The sequence below is a fragment of the Sphingomonas sp. PP-CE-1A-559 genome, assembly GCF_004340965.1.
In the GTDB taxonomy this organism is placed as follows: Bacteria; Pseudomonadota; Alphaproteobacteria; order Sphingomonadales; family Sphingomonadaceae; genus Sphingomonas.
In genome coordinates, this window is record NZ_SLYA01000008.1 from 1 (window position 1) to 15,687 (window position 15,687).

17 protein-coding genes are annotated in these 15,687 nt (G+C 59.0%); 11 read left to right on the plus strand and 6 right to left on the minus strand.

Translation table 11 applies throughout. The features are described from left to right. The first annotated feature begins 199 nt into the window (after nucleotides 1-199). From C8J42_RS16800 to C8J42_RS20360, 4 genes are all read left to right on the plus strand, one after another. Nucleotides 200-658, plus strand: coding sequence for a hypothetical protein (locus C8J42_RS16800; RefSeq protein ID WP_133020990.1), 459 nt, complete (start codon nucleotides 200-202; stop codon nucleotides 656-658). 170 nt (nucleotides 659-828) lie between these two features. Further along, a protein-coding gene (locus C8J42_RS16805) for an IS3 family transposase (RefSeq protein ID WP_133020991.1) occupies nucleotides 829-1,949 on the plus strand; the annotation gives its coding sequence in 2 pieces (ribosomal slippage) (nucleotides 829-1,078 and nucleotides 1,078-1,949; 1,122 coding nt in all). Nucleotides 1,950-2,792: 843 nt separating this feature from the next. Beyond that, the gene (locus tag C8J42_RS16810) at nucleotides 2,793-3,221 is read left to right on the plus strand and encodes a hypothetical protein (protein WP_133020992.1); all 429 of its coding nucleotides are present in this window, start codon (nucleotides 2,793-2,795) and stop codon (nucleotides 3,219-3,221) included. Nucleotides 3,222-3,394: 173 nt separating this feature from the next. After that, nucleotides 3,395-3,724 carry a hypothetical protein gene (locus C8J42_RS20360; RefSeq protein WP_207897158.1) on the plus strand — a complete coding sequence of 110 codons (330 nt, stop codon included), beginning with the start codon at nucleotides 3,395-3,397 and terminating at the stop codon, nucleotides 3,722-3,724. 94 nt (nucleotides 3,725-3,818) lie between these two features. On the opposite strand, the gene C8J42_RS16815 is transcribed toward C8J42_RS20360, so the two are convergent. Beyond that, nucleotides 3,819-4,427: a hypothetical protein gene (locus C8J42_RS16815; RefSeq protein WP_133020993.1), complete on the minus strand. Its 609-nt coding sequence runs from the start codon at nucleotides 4,425-4,427 to the stop codon at nucleotides 3,819-3,821. A 110-nt stretch (nucleotides 4,428-4,537) separates the two neighbouring features. Further along, the gene (locus C8J42_RS16820; RefSeq protein WP_207897159.1) at nucleotides 4,538-5,149 is read right to left on the minus strand and encodes a helix-turn-helix domain-containing protein; all 612 of its coding nucleotides are present in this window, start codon (nucleotides 5,147-5,149) and stop codon (nucleotides 4,538-4,540) included. Between C8J42_RS16820 and C8J42_RS16825 the strand changes: the two genes are divergently transcribed. Further along, complete coding sequence (locus C8J42_RS16825) at nucleotides 5,143-6,651, plus strand: S41 family peptidase (protein ID WP_133020994.1); 1,509 nt, start codon at nucleotides 5,143-5,145, stop codon at nucleotides 6,649-6,651. The genes C8J42_RS16820 and C8J42_RS16825 overlap by 7 nt on opposite strands. A 262-nt stretch (nucleotides 6,652-6,913) precedes the next feature. Here the strand turns inward: C8J42_RS16825 and C8J42_RS16830 are convergent, their stop codons facing one another. Beyond that, nucleotides 6,914-7,480 (minus strand): TetR family transcriptional regulator, encoded by a 567-nt coding sequence (locus tag C8J42_RS16830; protein WP_133020995.1) that lies wholly within the window; start codon nucleotides 7,478-7,480, stop codon nucleotides 6,914-6,916. Between the two features lie 144 nt (nucleotides 7,481-7,624). Between C8J42_RS16830 and C8J42_RS16835 the strand changes: the two genes are divergently transcribed. The 6 genes from C8J42_RS16835 (at nucleotide 7,625) to C8J42_RS16860 (ending at nucleotide 12,995) form a co-directional block, all read left to right on the plus strand. Next, entirely contained in the window at nucleotides 7,625-8,236 is a 612-nt protein-coding gene (locus tag C8J42_RS16835) for a DUF1349 domain-containing protein (RefSeq protein WP_207897160.1), read from the plus strand. 6 nt (nucleotides 8,237-8,242) lie between these two features. After that, complete coding sequence (locus C8J42_RS16840; RefSeq protein ID WP_133020997.1) at nucleotides 8,243-8,812, plus strand: sugar O-acetyltransferase; 570 nt, start codon at nucleotides 8,243-8,245, stop codon at nucleotides 8,810-8,812. A 107-nt stretch (nucleotides 8,813-8,919) separates the two neighbouring features. Continuing rightward, a complete protein-coding gene (locus C8J42_RS16845) occupies nucleotides 8,920-9,150 on the plus strand; it encodes a hypothetical protein (protein ID WP_133020998.1) in 231 nt (76 codons plus the stop codon). 406 nt (nucleotides 9,151-9,556) lie between these two features. After that, on the plus strand, nucleotides 9,557-10,663 hold the full coding sequence (locus C8J42_RS16850; RefSeq protein WP_133020999.1) for a serine hydrolase domain-containing protein: 1,107 nt from the start codon (nucleotides 9,557-9,559) through the stop codon (nucleotides 10,661-10,663). A gap of 333 nt (nucleotides 10,664-10,996) precedes the next feature. Further along, nucleotides 10,997-11,830, plus strand: coding sequence for an aspartyl protease family protein (locus C8J42_RS16855; RefSeq protein WP_133021000.1), 834 nt, complete (start codon nucleotides 10,997-10,999; stop codon nucleotides 11,828-11,830). A 1-nt stretch (nucleotide 11,831) separates the two neighbouring features. Continuing rightward, nucleotides 11,832-12,995: a serine hydrolase domain-containing protein gene (locus C8J42_RS16860; protein ID WP_133021001.1), complete on the plus strand. Its 1,164-nt coding sequence runs from the start codon at nucleotides 11,832-11,834 to the stop codon at nucleotides 12,993-12,995. Nucleotides 12,996-13,352: 357 nt separating this feature from the next. On the opposite strand, the gene C8J42_RS16865 is transcribed toward C8J42_RS16860, so the two are convergent. From C8J42_RS16865 to C8J42_RS16875, 3 genes are all read right to left on the minus strand, one after another. Then, complete coding sequence (locus C8J42_RS16865; protein ID WP_133021002.1) at nucleotides 13,353-13,628, minus strand: hypothetical protein; 276 nt, start codon at nucleotides 13,626-13,628, stop codon at nucleotides 13,353-13,355. 111 nt (nucleotides 13,629-13,739) lie between these two features. Beyond that, a complete protein-coding gene (locus tag C8J42_RS20505) occupies nucleotides 13,740-14,186 on the minus strand; it encodes a hypothetical protein (RefSeq protein ID WP_243644548.1) in 447 nt (148 codons plus the stop codon). Further along, entirely contained in the window at nucleotides 14,183-15,661 is a 1,479-nt protein-coding gene (locus tag C8J42_RS16875) for a S41 family peptidase (RefSeq protein ID WP_133021003.1), read from the minus strand. The genes C8J42_RS20505 and C8J42_RS16875 overlap by 4 nt, the downstream gene beginning before the upstream one ends. Between the last annotated feature and the right edge of the window lie 26 nt (nucleotides 15,662-15,687).

The window sequence follows — 15,687 nt, forward strand, 5'->3', positions numbered from 1 at the left end:
TCGCCCTCTACATTGTTCAGGCACTAGATACCCTAACGCCCAAGGTTCGGCGTTAAGCGGTTTAATGTCCGTTATCGCCGCCTGCCTCACGATAAGAGGACGGTCCGCTTTCCTGCCCATTCCGGCCATTCTCCTTGCTCCCGTAACTCGACATTAAGCGGCGCCCTTCACAGGAAGCGAATTGACTGAGGAGCGTCCTGTGACCCTTTTGGTAAGAAGTCTTGCGGGCGCGGCCGCTTTCGCGCTTTTGCCAAGCTGCTCACCCAAATGGCCCTCGAATTATTTCCCCGCTGGCTTGGAGGTAAAGCGAACGCTGTTCGCAGGCGGCGGTGGCGGATTTCGAGAAAGCTGCGATGCCATGGTCGTTGAGATCACTGACGCAGCTGCCAGACGCACGTTCCCCCTACACAGGTCGAAGAATGGGTTCGAGTTGGAGTTGCCCGCTGGCTGGAAGAGCACGCCTATCGCCTCAGGTGACAAAGGAAGGTTCTACACGGGCGCGTTCGGCGGGTGCGATGATAGCGGTGACGAACCTCTCGGCGATCTACCGGGCTCGCTGATGCGTCCCGGTGCCTTCTACAGGGTAATCAACCATGGCGAGGGCATCGCGATTATCGCTCCCCAAAGCAAACTAGCAGGCTTCTACTACTTCGGCTGACGAGGTGTCGGCTTACGTTCACTCATCCTCGCATCCCGGACATTCCCGAAATTGGATCCTTTTGGGGAAGCTCTGACCTTCTCGATCGGCGTCAAGCAGGCTGGATTGGGGTGACCTGCTCCCCAGAAATCATGCCATTGGTAAGTTAGCTCGTCAGATGGAGACGAGTGATGCGGCGAGGCCGATTTACCGAGGATCAGATCATTGGCGTGCTGCGCGAGCATGAGGCCGGCGTGAAGACCGCCGAGCTGTGCCGGAAGCATGGAATCAGTGACGCGACGTTCTACAACTGGAAGGCGAAGTACGGCGGGATGACCGTGTCGGAGGCGGCGCGGTTGCGAGCGCTCGAGGACGAGAACCGCCGGCTGAAGAAGCTGCTGGCGGAGTCGATGCTCGACGTGTCGGCGCTGAAGGATCTGCTGGGAAAAAACTGACCCGGTCTGGAGATCGCTACGCTGCGGTGGAGAAGCTGATGGCCGACCACAGCTTCTCCGAGCGTCGCGCCTGCAGGCTGATCGGGGTCAACCGGTCGGCGTGGCAATATGAGCCGCTTCGCGGGAAGGACGATGCTGTCCGCGAGCGGATGCGCGAGATCGCGAACGAACGTCGTCGCTTCGGCTATCGACGGCTGGCGATCCTGCTCAAGCGAGAGGGCAAGGGCATGAACCTGAAGAAGGTGTATCGGCTGTATCGCGAGGAGCGACTGACGGTGCGCAAACGTGGCGGTCGCAAGCGCGCGCTGGGCACGCGGGCGCCGATGGCGATCCCGCAAGAACCCAACCAGCGCTGGTCGCTCGACTTCGTATCGGACTCGTTGGCCTGCGGCCGGCGGTTCCGCATGCTCAACGTCATCGACGACTACAGCCGGGAATGCCTGGGATGCATCGTCGACACCTCGCTGTCGGGTCGGCGGGTCGTTCGCGAGCTGAGCGCCATCGCCGAGCGTCGCGGGCTGCCGTGCATGGTGGTCAGCGACAACGGCACCGAGCTGACCAGTCATGCCGTCCTCGCCTGGTGTCAGGACACCGGGGTCGAGTGGCACTACATCGCCCCGGGGAAGCCGCAGCAGAATGGCTTTGTGGAATCGTTCAATGGTCGCTTGCGCGACGAGTGTCTGAACGAACACCTGTTCCCCTCGCTGGCTGCGGCGAGACGGATCATCGAGGCATGGCGGACGGACTACAACACCGTGCGTCCGCACAGCAGTCTTGGCGGGATGGCTCCCGCCAAGTTTACGAACCGCCCCCGCCAGGGGCATATGGAAACCGAAGCTAAGTTATCAGCGGCCTGAAAACGGGGAGCAGGTCAGGGGGTAACGCGCTGATTGCAGACAATCGCTGCTGATATCATCATTCGATGAACTGGATTGTATGTGGCGCTATCGGAGCGGCTTTCGGTATCGCTGTTGCTAGCTATGCGATGGAGCCGCAAATCGGCAATGTTGATCGTCAGGCGGCTTGCAGCACCAGCGGCGGAGTTCTCCGCTCATATGGAACGGATGGACGGCGTTGGTTCTGTGATCAACCGTTCGTGGACGCCGGTAAAATTTGCACCGCCAAGTCTGATTGTGCCGGCGAATGCACGTTGCCGGACGACTACCATTGGGTGCGGGGGCAAAAGCCACGAACGGTAGGCACGTGCCAAGCCCGCTCGCGAGTGGGCTGCATGACGATCCTGGATAAAGGCTTACCGACACAATCCTGCGTTGATTAGTGACGCCCAAACCCCAATCAGTATGTTCATTCCCGAAATTAGATCCCGGTCGAGAATGGTCGGGAAGGGTATAATTGCCCGATTGCGGGCATCTGTTGGGCAGCGTAGCTGTGCTGCATGGCGACGGAAGACCGAGACACAAGCCGAACTTATGGTGCGTTCGGATGCTTGACGGCATTCTTCCTTCCAGCAGCATTGCTGTCGAGTCATCTCAATGGCACGCTGACATGGTTAAAGGCGGTAGCCTACGTTGGGCTCGCTGCTCTTCTCATGGCTGTTCCATTGTTGTTCGCTGGTCGGAACCATACCGACGAATAAATTGCGAAAGCCAGGTATTCCCGAAATTCGATACCTTTTGAGAGCGTCGGTTCGACAGTTCGCACCCAATAGCGGGCAACGCATTCATCCAGTATAGCGCGGCATGGATAGAACGCTCGAAAACCTCCCGTTGTCGATACCGTCAGAGCGGCTGATCGGTTTTACGGTGCCCGCCGATAATCGGTTCCTTGTCTGCGACCACAATGAGGTTTGGGAGTTAATCACAGGGGTATCCACCAGCGTCGATGAAACCGATTTCGTCCCTTATAAAGTTGCAGAACAGCCCGATTTCGTCGGCTGGGGTAAAGAGGACGCTGCGCCTGTTTTGAAGATTGGCGACAGTAACATCTCATACAATTTCGACCCGAAGGCCGCAGCCGTTCAAGTCCGCTACGAATACGGAGCAAACCACTATTTATTCGACTTCCCTACACTGTCAGGGGATTGGTTCTGCGCGTCGCTGTCTCGCGACGGCAACCTTCTCGTGTTGGCGGAGCCCTACCAGATTAGGCTTTATCGCACGCCGCTTTAACGGCAGTTCTCGACCCGAACCCTCTATTCCCGACACTCGATCCTTCTGGGAACGCTTTTGGCTCCCGGCCGCGTCTCGTTGCGGGAACCGGCAGATCAGCCAGAGGCGCTACACGCCGACATTGGCGAAGGGGCGCACGTCCGTTAGCTGTGCTCACCAAGGGAGCAAATGCAATGGAATCAAAAGAGTTCGCCCAAGCTGTTCGAGAGGAGCGCGACTCACTGCTTTCGTCGTTTGCCAATCCATCCGGAGGGACGGTAGTCGCGGCTCACCTTCTCGCAGCGGGCCTATCACCCTCGCAGAGGAAAGAGGTTCTTGCCGCAATGGACGCCGCGCTGACTGACGCTTTTTACACCCTCCTGTTAGCGCTCGACGGCTCGGCTTCACTCGGGGGAAAGCAGCAACATTTCATAGTAAGTGACGATAGCGGGGATGTGATTGCGAATGGGGACGGCCGCCTTGAGGCAGCGGCCTGGGAGGCGTTCCACGAGAACAGCAGCTGACCACCAAACCCGGCCATTCCCAATATTCGATCCACGCGAGAATGCTCCCGCCGTCCCCAATCGGGAAAGCCGAACCAAAATATGGCAGCGTGGATTATTTTGACTGTGCCAGGCGTGCGATCATCGCATCGAAGGCTGCGAGGTCATGGCGTTGCCCGGCCGCCCTCCCGACAGGCAGATTAGCCGGCAGACTGAACTGGACGCGGCCGGGCAGCACCACGTCGAGCACCGTGTACCATTCGAGTAGTGCGGGACGCAGCCGCGCATGAAGATCAAAATTGCGCCTGCTCCGCCTCGTGTCGGTCATCGCCCGTCGCCGTGCCGTCTCCACATCGGTGTTTGCGACAAGATAGCGGTCAGCGAAGCCGATCCGGTCATCGGCGATCGTTTGGCGGGTTGCGGCGAGTTCAAGCGACCAGTCGCGTTCGGACGTCTCGCCGATCCGCCATAGGCACCAGACATAATGCAGCTTGAGAGGGTCGGTGTCGCACAGGGCATGGCCTGTCGCACGCTCCACGGCTAAGGCTGCCTGCCATCGATCGATGTTGCGCTCCGCCCAAAATGCAGCTGCGCCTGTTGGATCGGCGACGCGATCGGGCGCTCCGGCAATTCTACCGTTCTCTGGAACGACATGCGAACCGCCATGCCGGGCGCACCAGGTGCTTTTACCACTGGCGCTGATACCTTCGACGACAACGATCATGATAGCACCCTATCACCGGATGCGGCGTCCGCCGCCAAGCAGTGATTCCCGATTGAGCATCCCTCGCGAGAATGCGGGATCGTACCAGACCGGCTAGCCGAAAGCGCACGCTACCATGCGGTGCACCGGAAGAAGCGAACCGGTCGCGTTGCCGCATTGACGAAGGCGTGGGGTTGCGCACTATCGAACACGTGGCTCGCCGCCGCGATTTCTATCGTTTCGGCTGCCAGTTCGAGCGTTAGGCGCCCCTCCACGACGAAGAGCATCACGTGCCAGCCGACTGGGTCCTCGCCTGCCTGGTACCGCTCGCCTGGTTCCAAACGCCATTCCCATAATTCGACTTCGCGGCGGGTATCGATGCTCCACCGCAGCACGCCTTCGCCGCCTTTATCGCCTGACCAGCCAACGCGATCGATCTGCGCGCTGCGTGCGGAGGTCGGGTCGGTGACGAGATCGGCGAGGGTCGCGTCGAGCGCCATTCCGATCCGATCGAGCGTCGCGGTGCTGACGCTGGTCGCGCCATTTTCGATGCCACCGACCATGCGCAGGCTGACTCCCGCGGCATCGGCGAGCCCCTTCTGACTGAGACCAGCGGCAAGGCGCAGCGCGCGGACGTTGGCCGCGACGTGGGTCAGAAACGACGGGACGACTTGACTAGGCAAAATATTGCCTCCAGAGAAACAAGCAATATTTTGCTTATCGGAAATTTGCCACGATGCCAAATCCCTGGGGGGTGATAAGGCTCACGACTGCTGCCTTCATCCTAGCCGCGCTGCCAGCCGAGGCAGATGCCCAGAAGACGCCCGACACCGCTTTGCCGTGCGACGGCGCTCACGAAGACCTCGAACTCGCGATATCGGCGGTCGAGGCCGCGATTCCGAACCTGTACTGGCACCAGACGCGCGCGCAGTGGGAAGCGGCGAAGGCGGTGGCACGGGCACAGCTGCCCGGTGTGCACGATAGTGAGGCGCTTTGGCGGATTCTGCGGCCGCTGGTCAGCCAGATCGGCGAGGGACATCTCGGTGTCCAGCTGAGCGATGCGATGAACGCGCGCTATCGCGAAGCGCTGCGCTTTCCGCTCGATCTTTTGTGGACGCAGCAGGGCGCGTTCGTGCTTGCCGGCCACGGGACTGCGGCGGACATTCCCAAGGGTGCGAGGCTGGTCTCAATCGATGGCGTGGGCGAGGAAGAACTGCTTCGCGCGATGGTGTCTGTCACCCCGCATGACGGGGTGATCGAGACTGGAGTCATGCGGACGATCTCGGAGCGCGGCTTTGCGATGTATCTCTATCGCCTGTGGGGCGAGCGGGCGCGGTTCCATGTCGTGCTCGACACGCCCGGTGGACGGATCGACCGTGTCGTCGGTGCGGTGCCGCGCGCCGCCCGCCCACCCGAAGGCGACGATCCGCCGCCAATGCCGACGCTCGAATGGCTGGGCGACCACACCGCCTATTTGAACGTACCGACGTTTAGCAATGCGCGGTTTCGCAAGGCAGGCGCTACTTTCCCGCAAGCGATCCACGATGTGTTCGTCGAAATCGCCAAGCGTGGAGCGACCGACGTGATCCTCGACCTGCGCGAGAATGGTGGCGGATCGGAGCCCAATGAGAGCATCCTGTTTTCGTATTTGGTCGAAAAGCCGCTGCACAAATATGCCGCGGTCACCGCGCGGGAACGGCACATCGCCGTCACCAGCCTGAGTGGCCGGACCTTCGAGACCGACGTGTTCGAGGACGACGATGTCGACCAGCAGCGGTCGCTTGCCAACGGGCGGGTCGCTCGGCGCAACACGCCGCCGCATGGGCTGATGTCGCGTTGGACGTCGTTCGCGCCGATCTTCCACGGGCGGCTTGTCGTGCTGGCGGGCGGGAACACCTTTTCCGGTGGCGCCGAATTGGCGTCGATGCTGCGCCACACCAACCGCGCGGTGTTCGTCGGCGAGGAAGTCGGCGGCGCGGACGAAGGCAATACCAGCGGCTATAGCTGGAAGGTCGAGCTCCCCAACAGCGGCATGAAACTCGGCATCCCGCTTCTGCAGTTCCGGATGGCCTGGTCAAGCCGTCCGCACGGCCGCGGCGTCAGGCCCGATTGTCCGGCCTCGCCCGAAGCGGCGAGCGTCGGCGAGCATCGCGATCGCGCGTGGCGGGAAGCGGTTGCGCTGCTTCGCCAGGATTGGCGGTCACCGAGGCAAGCGGTGTGCACGACGAAGCTTCGCGAAAGATGATCTTAGGTGGGGCGATCTCGAGCGAAAGGCTGCTTGTCCGGCTGTTCCTCTTAATCCTGCCAGCGACGTCACGTCCCAGCCTCGGTCGTTCCTCGATCAATCGTCCCGCGGTCGCAGAAGTCGGGTTCTCCCGAATCCCGACCTTCACGGCCGTGGTCGCGAACGATGGCTTCGTCCCACCCCTGCCAAGGGCATATGGACACCGAAGCTAACTTATCAGCAGCCGGAAAACGGGGAGCAGGTCAGGTCGAGAACCGGCTGATTACCGTGACGCCGACATCGGGCCAGCGAGTTGTTCGACAAGGGTTCGTATCGCATCGCGGTCCAGGGGCGCCCGGTCGATAGAGTTGTGAATACCGATGCCTTCGATCAGCGCGTCCAACGCGCGAGCGGTCAGAGGATCGAAAAAGCGGCCAAGTGCCGCTCGGCTGCTGTCCATCCATTGCTGCATCACAGCGGTTACCGGCGGATGGCGGGCAGCGAATGCATAGAGTTCATAACTAAGCAGCAGCGTCCGAGGCGCCGCCCAGATCGACTCTGCGATAATGTCGATCACTGCCTCCTTGGCCTCGTCGCGCGTTTTCGCAGCCGCTAGTGTGGCGCGGAACGCCTCCGATGAGTCGTTCGCGAGTTGAAGAAACGCCGTGGTGAGCAAGACTTCCAGCGTCGCAAAATAATAGGTCACAGAACCTAAAGGCACCCCGGCTGCTGCTGCAATCCGACGGTGCGTCGTGCCCGTAACTCCGTATTCCGCGATCACGTCGAGCGTGGCTTCGACGATCCGCTGCCTTCGTTCCGGATCGTTTCGTTTTGACCTGCTGCCCGCCACCGATTCAGTCTTCCCATAACATGTGTACGTTTGTACATTTCCCGGACCATTTCTTCCAGGCCGTCAAACATGATTGAAACTCCAATATCACGGCGAACGATCCTGGGGGCAGCAGCCTCACTCGCTATACCCTCGGAAAAAGTGATGGGGGCGGCAAAGACCGGCAAAACGATTCTCGGGCGCAGCGACGGTCAGTGGCTCAACGAGCCGAATACCTGGACGGTCAATTCATCCGGTGATCTGTCGGTCGAGAGCGATAACGCCACCGATTTTTGGCGGGAAACGCATTACGGTTTCACCCGAGACAGCGGTCACTTTCTCGGCTTCGCAACGCCGGCCGCCTTCACCGCACAGTTGAGGATCAGGGGGAAGTACGAAAAGCTCTACGATCAGGCCGGGATCATGGTGCGGCTCGACGAACGGCGCTGGATAAAGGCTGGCATCGAACTGTCCGATGGCAGGGCAATGTTGAGCAGCGTCCTCACCGATGGCAAATCCGATTGGGCGACGAGCCCTTTCGAACACGATCCCGAAGATTTCTGGATGCGCGTGACCGTCGCCAAAGGCGCCTTGCGACTTCAGGTGTCTTCGGATGGCAAGGAATGGCCGCTGGTACGCCTTGCGCCCTTTCCAATCGCGTCGTCCTACCAAGTGGGACCGATGACCTGCACACCTGAGCGGCAAGGGCTTAAAACCCATTTCACGGATCTTCGCATCACCGCTCCGCTCGGCCAAGACCTGCACGATCTGAGCTGACAGCCGATGACCCAGAAAGACAGGATGCTGGCGGGGGAACTCTACACCGCGGACGATCCCGAACTGGTTGCCGATGCTGATCGTGCAACCGTTTGGGTAGCGCGGTACAATGCTACATTTTCAGAGTCTGCGGCAGACCGCCGCGCAATCCTGATCGAAGGCTTGCGCCATGTCGGGTTGGGAGCGGTCGTTCGATCGCCCTTCTACTGCGACTACGGCTACAACATCTCACTTGAAGACGGCGTCTTTCTCAATTTCGGCTGTGTGATCCTCGATGTCGCAAAGGTCACTATCGGCGCTGGTACGCTGATTGGCCCGGGCGTTCAGATACTCACCGCCGATCATCCAAGAGATCCGATCGTCAGGGCGAGGATGCTGGAATCTGGCAGGCCAGTGACGATCGGCCGGAATGTCTGGATCGGCGGTGGCGCGATCATCCTTCCCGGGGTGGCGATCGGCGACAACGCGATCGTGGGCGCGGGCAGCGTCGTTACGCGCAACGTGCCGTCAAAACATACCGTGGCGGGCAATCCTGCGCGTGCGATTTGCGCACGGATGGACCGCCCTGCGCCATGAAAAATCTCGCTGAAAATGGGACTGAAAAGTGAGAACCATGAACAACGAGTGGATTTCTCGCATGGCCGCTTGGGTGGCACTGAACCGAATATGCAACGGAGGCCGATATGAGTAATCCCGGCGCCACGGCGATAGCCAAATCTATGGTTCAGTGTTTCGAGCAATTACTCCACACACCGCGAGATCAAGCTATCATCTTGACCCGTACTCAAACGACTATGACTCTGGCCCTCTTGGTAGCGTTGAAGGAGATCCTCGAGGAGGAGGACTGTCAGACGCGGGATGCCAATCAGCGCGCCCGTGATGAAGCGGATGCCTTTTTGCAGGAATTCAGGTGATGATGCCGTCACGATTTCCAGCCATCGCATCCCATCCATCGGTCTATGCGCAGCGTCAACTCCACCGCGGAGCGATCCCGAACAAGGCAAAGTCCTCGCGACGTCCGATACCGACCCGCACATCGATCTGCGTGGCGTCATTGTGCTGCGCAAAGGCCGCATAGTTGCCGGGCGCTCTTGTAACGATGAGACCGCCGAAACCTCACGGCCTCTCCTCAGGTCATCCACGGCCACATGCCAATCACGGGCCGCCTGGAAAACGAGAGCGTTCAAATCGATTTCCGCCGCGCGAACCATCCACTTTGACGAACAAGTTCGGCGTTTTTGCTTTTCAGTTAAAACTACCGAGCGACGATCAGCATTCGGCGACGCTCTAAATAAACATTTATAAATAAAGAGCAAAGATATGGCCACGCGTTCGTTGAAAATCAAGTTGATGATAAATAGTATGGTTGCTATCTGCTTATATGCGCATCCAGTCTCCGCCGAGGCGAGTAACTATAAAACGAAGAGCGTTAAATACCTGTTGCGTGATTACGCTAAAAATCATGATCTCAGTGGTACGATACTAGTTGAGCAAAAAGGTTCGGTGATCTACAAAAATAGCTTTGGCTTCTCCGACCGAACATTCGATATTCCAGCCCGGAACGATACGCGCTATCGTATAATGTCGCTGACAAAAACATTTACATCGACAATAATATTACAGCTCTTTGAGGAAGGTAAGATTAGACTGAACGACAATATCCTTACGTATTTACCCGATTTTCACGGAGAGGGTGCGCGCCAGATCACAGTGCAGAATCTTCTCAACCACACCTCGGGTCTTCCGCAGTTCGATGTTGCTAAAACACGTGAGGATGGAAACCGCTTGGGGCTGCCGATGTACGAAAGGCTTCAGTCTTCAGACCAAATCGTGAAGCGATATTGTACAGGAAAGGCTGTACACCCCCCAGGTGAGACATTTGATTACAATAACTGTGACTATATTGTGCTTGGACAAATTATAGAAAAGATAACTCAACTAAAATACGACGAAGCGCTTGATCAGAGAATTCTCAGTCCGGTGGGTATGGCTGACTCTGGCGTCAAATATCAAAAGGAAATTGTTAAGAATCTGGCAAATTCGTATTACAGGCTTGCACCTAACGGGCAGGTTTTCAATGACATGCCACTGTATAATGAAAATCTATCTGCTGCAGGGGCGATGTACTCAACTGCTGGCGATATTATGAAATTCGCAAAGGCTCTTTTTAATGGACGCCTACTTAATTCCGCTACTTTAAAACTCATGCTCACCCCGGGGCTAGGTGAATACGGAGATGGAATTTGGATTCGGACGTTTGGCCCACAAAAAACGCGTTTGGTCGAGCGCTATGGAAAGAGCTCAGGAATGAATATCTTGCTATCGGTATTTCCCGAACAGGATACTACAATCATAATTATTTCCAACACCAGTGACTTAGATGTTACCGGACTTAGAAATAAAATTGCTCAAGCTATTATTAAATAGACTTTTCAGTTAGCCCTATATGTAATTTCCTAAACCTATGCGTTTATCTAAATCGAGGCGTTCTTCTCAATGTAATTGATAACGTAAATTATCTGAGTGCATAATTAATCTCGCAAGAACACGTATGCACTTTGGCTGATGACGGTGAGCGAAATTCGTTTGCACGCTGGCTATGTGGCAAATGTCGCACGAAAGTCTTTCGCCGGGTTGCTGCTTGTTCACGCCATGGCTGACGCTCGCGAATGACGATATCGCGGATACGTAGACCGCCTCAACGATGATGACGACGAAACAACTGTCCAGAGGTCGATCTTGTAATCAAAGGGAACGCTAGTGAAACGATTGATGATGCTTGCTGGGCTGTTGGGCACGACTGCGGCCGCGCCAATCACGGACGGCGAAGCCGTACCGTTGAGTCTGTATCAGGGCAAACAGTTTACGGTCGAGGCCATCGTCGCGGGCAAGCCACGGACCTTCCTGTTCGATACCGGCGAGGGGCTGACCATGATTTCACCTGCGCTCGCGCAAGCTGTGGGCTGCGATCCCTGGGGTAATATCACCGCTTTCCGGATGCTCGGCGAACGGCTCGATACCAAGCGATGCGACGGCGTTTCATTCGGCATCGGCAGGAACCGGTATGTCGCTCCTTCGGTCATTGTCTACGATCTCGGCGAAATCGGCGGAAAGCAAGCGACGCCGGTTGATGGCGCGGTGGGCCTTGATCTGTTCTCGGCCCGCACGATTACGATCGATCTCGCTCGCCGGCAAATCATCTTGGAAACCTCTGCATCGCTCAAACGCCGCCTGCGCGGTGCGATAGAGGTGCCGCTACGCTTGGTGACGAGCGATGCAGGTGCCCTCGACGTCAACCTCGGCGTCACCACCCCGCGAGGCCTCGCCTGGATGGAATTGGACACCGGCAATGCGGGGCCGACCATTTTCGTGTCACCTGCTATGGCCCCATTGTTCGGACTGAACCCGGCGACCCGAGACCCCCAGGACGTGACCGCCCATCTCGGCACGGTCGAGTTGAAGACGCGGGCGCGGGTATTTCCCGACATGATTATGGACGGCAACATCGGCATGCAACTGGTGCGTGATCGCACCATCACGCTGGACCTCAAGGCTGGACGGGCGTGGCTTGCTCCCGACAAGGCGACACACTGACATGGCCGTGTCCTTGCTCGCCGCGGCATTGCTCGCAATCGTGTCGCCCGCGCTCGCTGGTCCAGAGGTGCAACCGCGTGTCACATCGCCGCAGCCGCTCGAGGATGCAACCCTGTCGCCGGCACGGCGGGCCGGCGTGGAGGTCGTGGTTCGCGTTGAGATGAAACGACGCGCTATACCCGGACTCCAGCTCGCGATCGTGCGACGAGGCCGCATTGTGTTCCAAGGCGCCTACGGCATCGCCGACGAGGAGGCCGGCGCACCGGCGACCGCCGCCAGTCTGTTCACGCTCAACTCCGCGACCAAGGCCTTCACCGGTGTCGCGGTCATGCAACTGGTACAGGCAGGCAAGCTGTCGCTCGATTCACCGGCGTCCGATTATGTCGACGATCTGCCCGCAAGCTGGAAAGCGATCACCATTCGCCAGTTGCTGACGCATGTTTCAGGTCTGCCGGAGATACTCGATCTGCCGAACGGCCAGGGCACCGGCACGTTGATCGGTCGTGGCGGCGAGGACTCTGCCTGGTCGACGGTCAAATTGCGACCGCTCGAAGCCAGGCCCGGCGTCAGCTACAGCTACAACCAGACCAATTATGTGCTGCTCGGCAAGATCATCGACAGGGTCGCCGGCGTCCCTTTCGCGCAATATATCAAAGCACACGAGTTTGAACCAGCGGGCGCGACGCACCTGGTTTTCGGCGATGCCCGCGATGTCGTCCCGGGACGCGTGCGCACCTACCGTTATGCCAATGGCACCGTGGACGGATCGGAAACGGGCGCGCCGCTGGAACACGCATTCGATGAATTTTCGCCCTTCCTGCGCACGGCGGGCGGCCTCAACGGCAGTGCCACCGATGTCGCCCGCTGGTTGATCGCGCTGGAAAACGGAACGCTGGTTGACAAGCGGACGCTCGATATCATGTGGACGCCTGGCCGGTTCGCGGACGGCAAGCCCACGACATGGGGGATGGGCTGGCCCCTCCGCACCGACGTCATGCACCCTGCCGCGACCGGTATTGGCGGACGCCGCTCCGCATTCTTCGTCTATCCGAAGGATGACCTCGCCATCGTTGTCCTGACCAACCTCGCCGGTGCCAATCCCGAGGAATTCATCGTTGAGATCGCGGGCGTGTTAAATCCCGAGTTGCGTCACCTGACACCATGACGCGCTTCAACGCGATCGGAATGACGAAGCCGGCAAACCGTTAGCGTATACCTGTGCCCGTTTTATATACCGACCCCATATTGCGTTTTAACCGGAGCCTACGAGAGCTGGGAGGCGCTCGTTGCTTTCGGAATATTCGCGGGCTGCACGCTGCTGCACATTGAATTTGATCGTCGCCATCGGGGCGGCGGTAGAGAACGGGGTGGCGTCGACTTCTACAGCGGCGGATGACCGCTCACCGCCAACTCCAGACATTCCCGAAATTCGATAGTTTTCGGGCAAGTAGTCTAGTTTAGGGGCCGCGTTGCTAAGTATCGTGCGAGACGACGGAGGGTCAGCTGCAACGTGTTCGTTGGCTTAAACCTGACGATACAGGATCGCAGCTCCAAATTCCGGGATCGCATGGCTAACGAGATGCCCCAACACCTCGATGGAGTAGCGCCAAACTTCATCGTCTGGATCGGAAAGGGCGAGCCGGAGCATCTTGTCAAAACGACCCTCGCCAATCTGCTCGGGCAGGTTCTGAGATACGTCCTGCAGATTTGGCGCACGCGATCGAAAGAGCCGAGCATTACTTTCTGGCAAAATCGCAGGGCCAGGATCGGTAGCCGTTTCGATTGCGCTGCTCCTCATAATCACGATAGATGACGTCCACCGAATTGCGATCAAGCAGGTACTGACATCATCCTCCAGTCCGCCGCCATACCTTATCGCAAAAGCGACCTGAGCGGCGTCGAAGTTCTGCTAGTCACCTCTCGCAAGCGATCCAGGTGGGTATTGCCCAAGGGTAAGGTAAAGCGCGGAATGCCAGCGCATCGATCTGCCGCCCGCGAGGCCTTCGAGGAAGCAGGCGTCGTAGGCAAGATCAGCGCCGTACCCGTTGGAACTTACCGTCAGGTCAAGACCCACGAAGACGGCCAGGCCGAAATGATAGCTGTACGGGCGTTTCCAATGCTGGTCTGTCAGGAAAACGTCAGCTGGCCCGAAATGCGACAACGAGAGAGATGCTGGATGCCCATCAACGCAGCGATCGAGGCCGTTAAGAATGGCGAGCTTCGTGCGCTGCTGATCACTTTCGCTGGCGCAATACCCGACTTCGGCTAATTTCGGCGGTTCCCAATTGAGCATCGATTCCGAGAACGTCGATGCCTTTGCGATCGCCGTTCCCAATTGGGAAGGGTGATCGTTCAACTTACCACGACGACGGCCCGCATCAGCGCGGTATCCCGTTCGGCTTGAATATCGGAAGTCCGGGCCGACACGGTGATATCGGGCATGATTCCAGCATCCGGCTGCGGTGTCTCAGGCCAATAGGCGATCAGCGGCAGATCGACCTCGACGCCTGATGCCGGCAACCCGATGAAGAAAAAGGCACCGCCGTTAATGCCACGGCGGTTGCCGCCGGTCTGCTCACCAACCAGCGTTCCCAACCGCTGACGCTGCATGAGGCCTGCGAAGCCGAAGGTGGCTGAAGCGTTCTTCGGGCCGACGAGAACGGCGACCCTGCCGGCGAACCGGCGACCCTTGGGCTGGATAGTGTCGGTGTCGGTGGCGTCGCCGGGACGGGTCAGTGTGTAGAAGCCGGCCGCGTCGGGACCAATCGCCGACGCTCCCCAATCCTTGAAACTGCGGTCCCAGGTCTTGAGGTAGGGAGCCAGCCGGTCGGGTATCTTGCGGTAGCGTACATGGCGGGAATAGCTGTCGGCGGGTAGCGGCGCTTCGATCAGGCGAGCAATGATCGCCGCCCCGCAATCGAGTCCGCCCCCGTTGTCGCGCACGTCGATGACAATGCCCGATAGCTGGCGATCGACCGCGGTATCCAGACTAGTGTCGATGAAGCCCCGCCAATCCCATTTTTCATGGAAAACCGCCCAGGTCGGCATGGTCATGATGCCGACCTGGCCGCGCACCTCGAACGTCCAGCCATAGGGGGAATCCTTGGAGGAATGGCGCAACGCCCTGTTCCGCGCTGCGGCCGTCATCAAGGGGCAAACGATCGCTTCGCCTCTGCCGGAGATCCGCACCACGACACGGGCCGAGGGGCCGGACGATGGGAACAGCAGCGCCCGTAGCACGTCGAATGTCGGCTCATCGGCATCGCCGGGTATGCCGAGGTCGGCGACCTTGCGCGCATCGTTGCTGCCGTCCGTGCGGGCATAAGGGAGCATTTTCGCCAGCATGTCGCGTGCGCTGATACCGTCGATCGCGACGACCTCGCTGCCGATCGGCAGATGATGCCCGCTGCCGAGATCGGCGGTGACGATCATGCGCCGGTCCAGCCATCTGAAGGCGAACGGTAAGCGATCGGGCTTGCCGAACAGTGCCGACGCGACGGCCGGAGTCTGGTTGGCAGGATTAGGAAAGCTGTGACCGCACCGGACGCTTGCGGTAAACGCCGACAGCGCCAGGTAGAAGTCTCCCAGCGTATGGGGCGTCGCGGCGAAGCGATCGAGGCACTGGCGCTGGCGCTGGAAGTTCGCCGGGGTCAGATAGCGATAGAGGCCGGGATGCAGGCTGGCATAGGCGTCGCACAGGATGGCGATATCTGATCGCATCGCCATGGGTGACAGCAGCGTATCGTTCGCCTTGGCGGGAGTGGGCAGAAAGGCGGTTGCGACTAGGCCCGACGCTCCCGTCAGAAGGTGCCGGCGATCGAGATGTATCATGGTCTTGCTCCGAGCGGATGTGCCCC

What these genes read in the sequence shown, in the direction of transcription:
- C8J42_RS16875 (WP_133021003.1), bottom strand. Translation starts at nt 15,661, where the DNA reads ATGATACATCTCGATCGCCGGCACCTTCTGACGGGAGCGTCGGGCCTA.
- C8J42_RS16860 (WP_133021001.1), top strand. Translation starts at nt 11,832, where the DNA reads ATGGCCGTGTCCTTGCTCGCCGCGGCATTGCTCGCAATCGTGTCGCCC.
- C8J42_RS16835 (WP_207897160.1), top strand. Translation starts at nt 7,625, where the DNA reads ATGGGGGCGGCAAAGACCGGCAAAACGATTCTCGGGCGCAGCGACGGT.
- C8J42_RS16825 (WP_133020994.1), top strand. Translation starts at nt 5,143, where the DNA reads ATGCCAAATCCCTGGGGGGTGATAAGGCTCACGACTGCTGCCTTCATC.
- C8J42_RS20360 (WP_207897158.1), top strand. Translation starts at nt 3,395, where the DNA reads ATGGAATCAAAAGAGTTCGCCCAAGCTGTTCGAGAGGAGCGCGACTCA.
- C8J42_RS16815 (WP_133020993.1), bottom strand. Translation starts at nt 4,427, where the DNA reads ATGATCGTTGTCGTCGAAGGTATCAGCGCCAGTGGTAAAAGCACCTGG.
- C8J42_RS16845 (WP_133020998.1), top strand. Translation starts at nt 8,920, where the DNA reads ATGAGTAATCCCGGCGCCACGGCGATAGCCAAATCTATGGTTCAGTGT.
- C8J42_RS16840 (WP_133020997.1), top strand. Translation starts at nt 8,243, where the DNA reads ATGACCCAGAAAGACAGGATGCTGGCGGGGGAACTCTACACCGCGGAC.
- C8J42_RS16865 (WP_133021002.1), bottom strand. Translation starts at nt 13,628, where the DNA reads ATGAGGAGCAGCGCAATCGAAACGGCTACCGATCCTGGCCCTGCGATT.
- C8J42_RS16810 (WP_133020992.1), top strand. Translation starts at nt 2,793, where the DNA reads ATGGATAGAACGCTCGAAAACCTCCCGTTGTCGATACCGTCAGAGCGG.
- C8J42_RS16850 (WP_133020999.1), top strand. Translation starts at nt 9,557, where the DNA reads ATGGCCACGCGTTCGTTGAAAATCAAGTTGATGATAAATAGTATGGTT.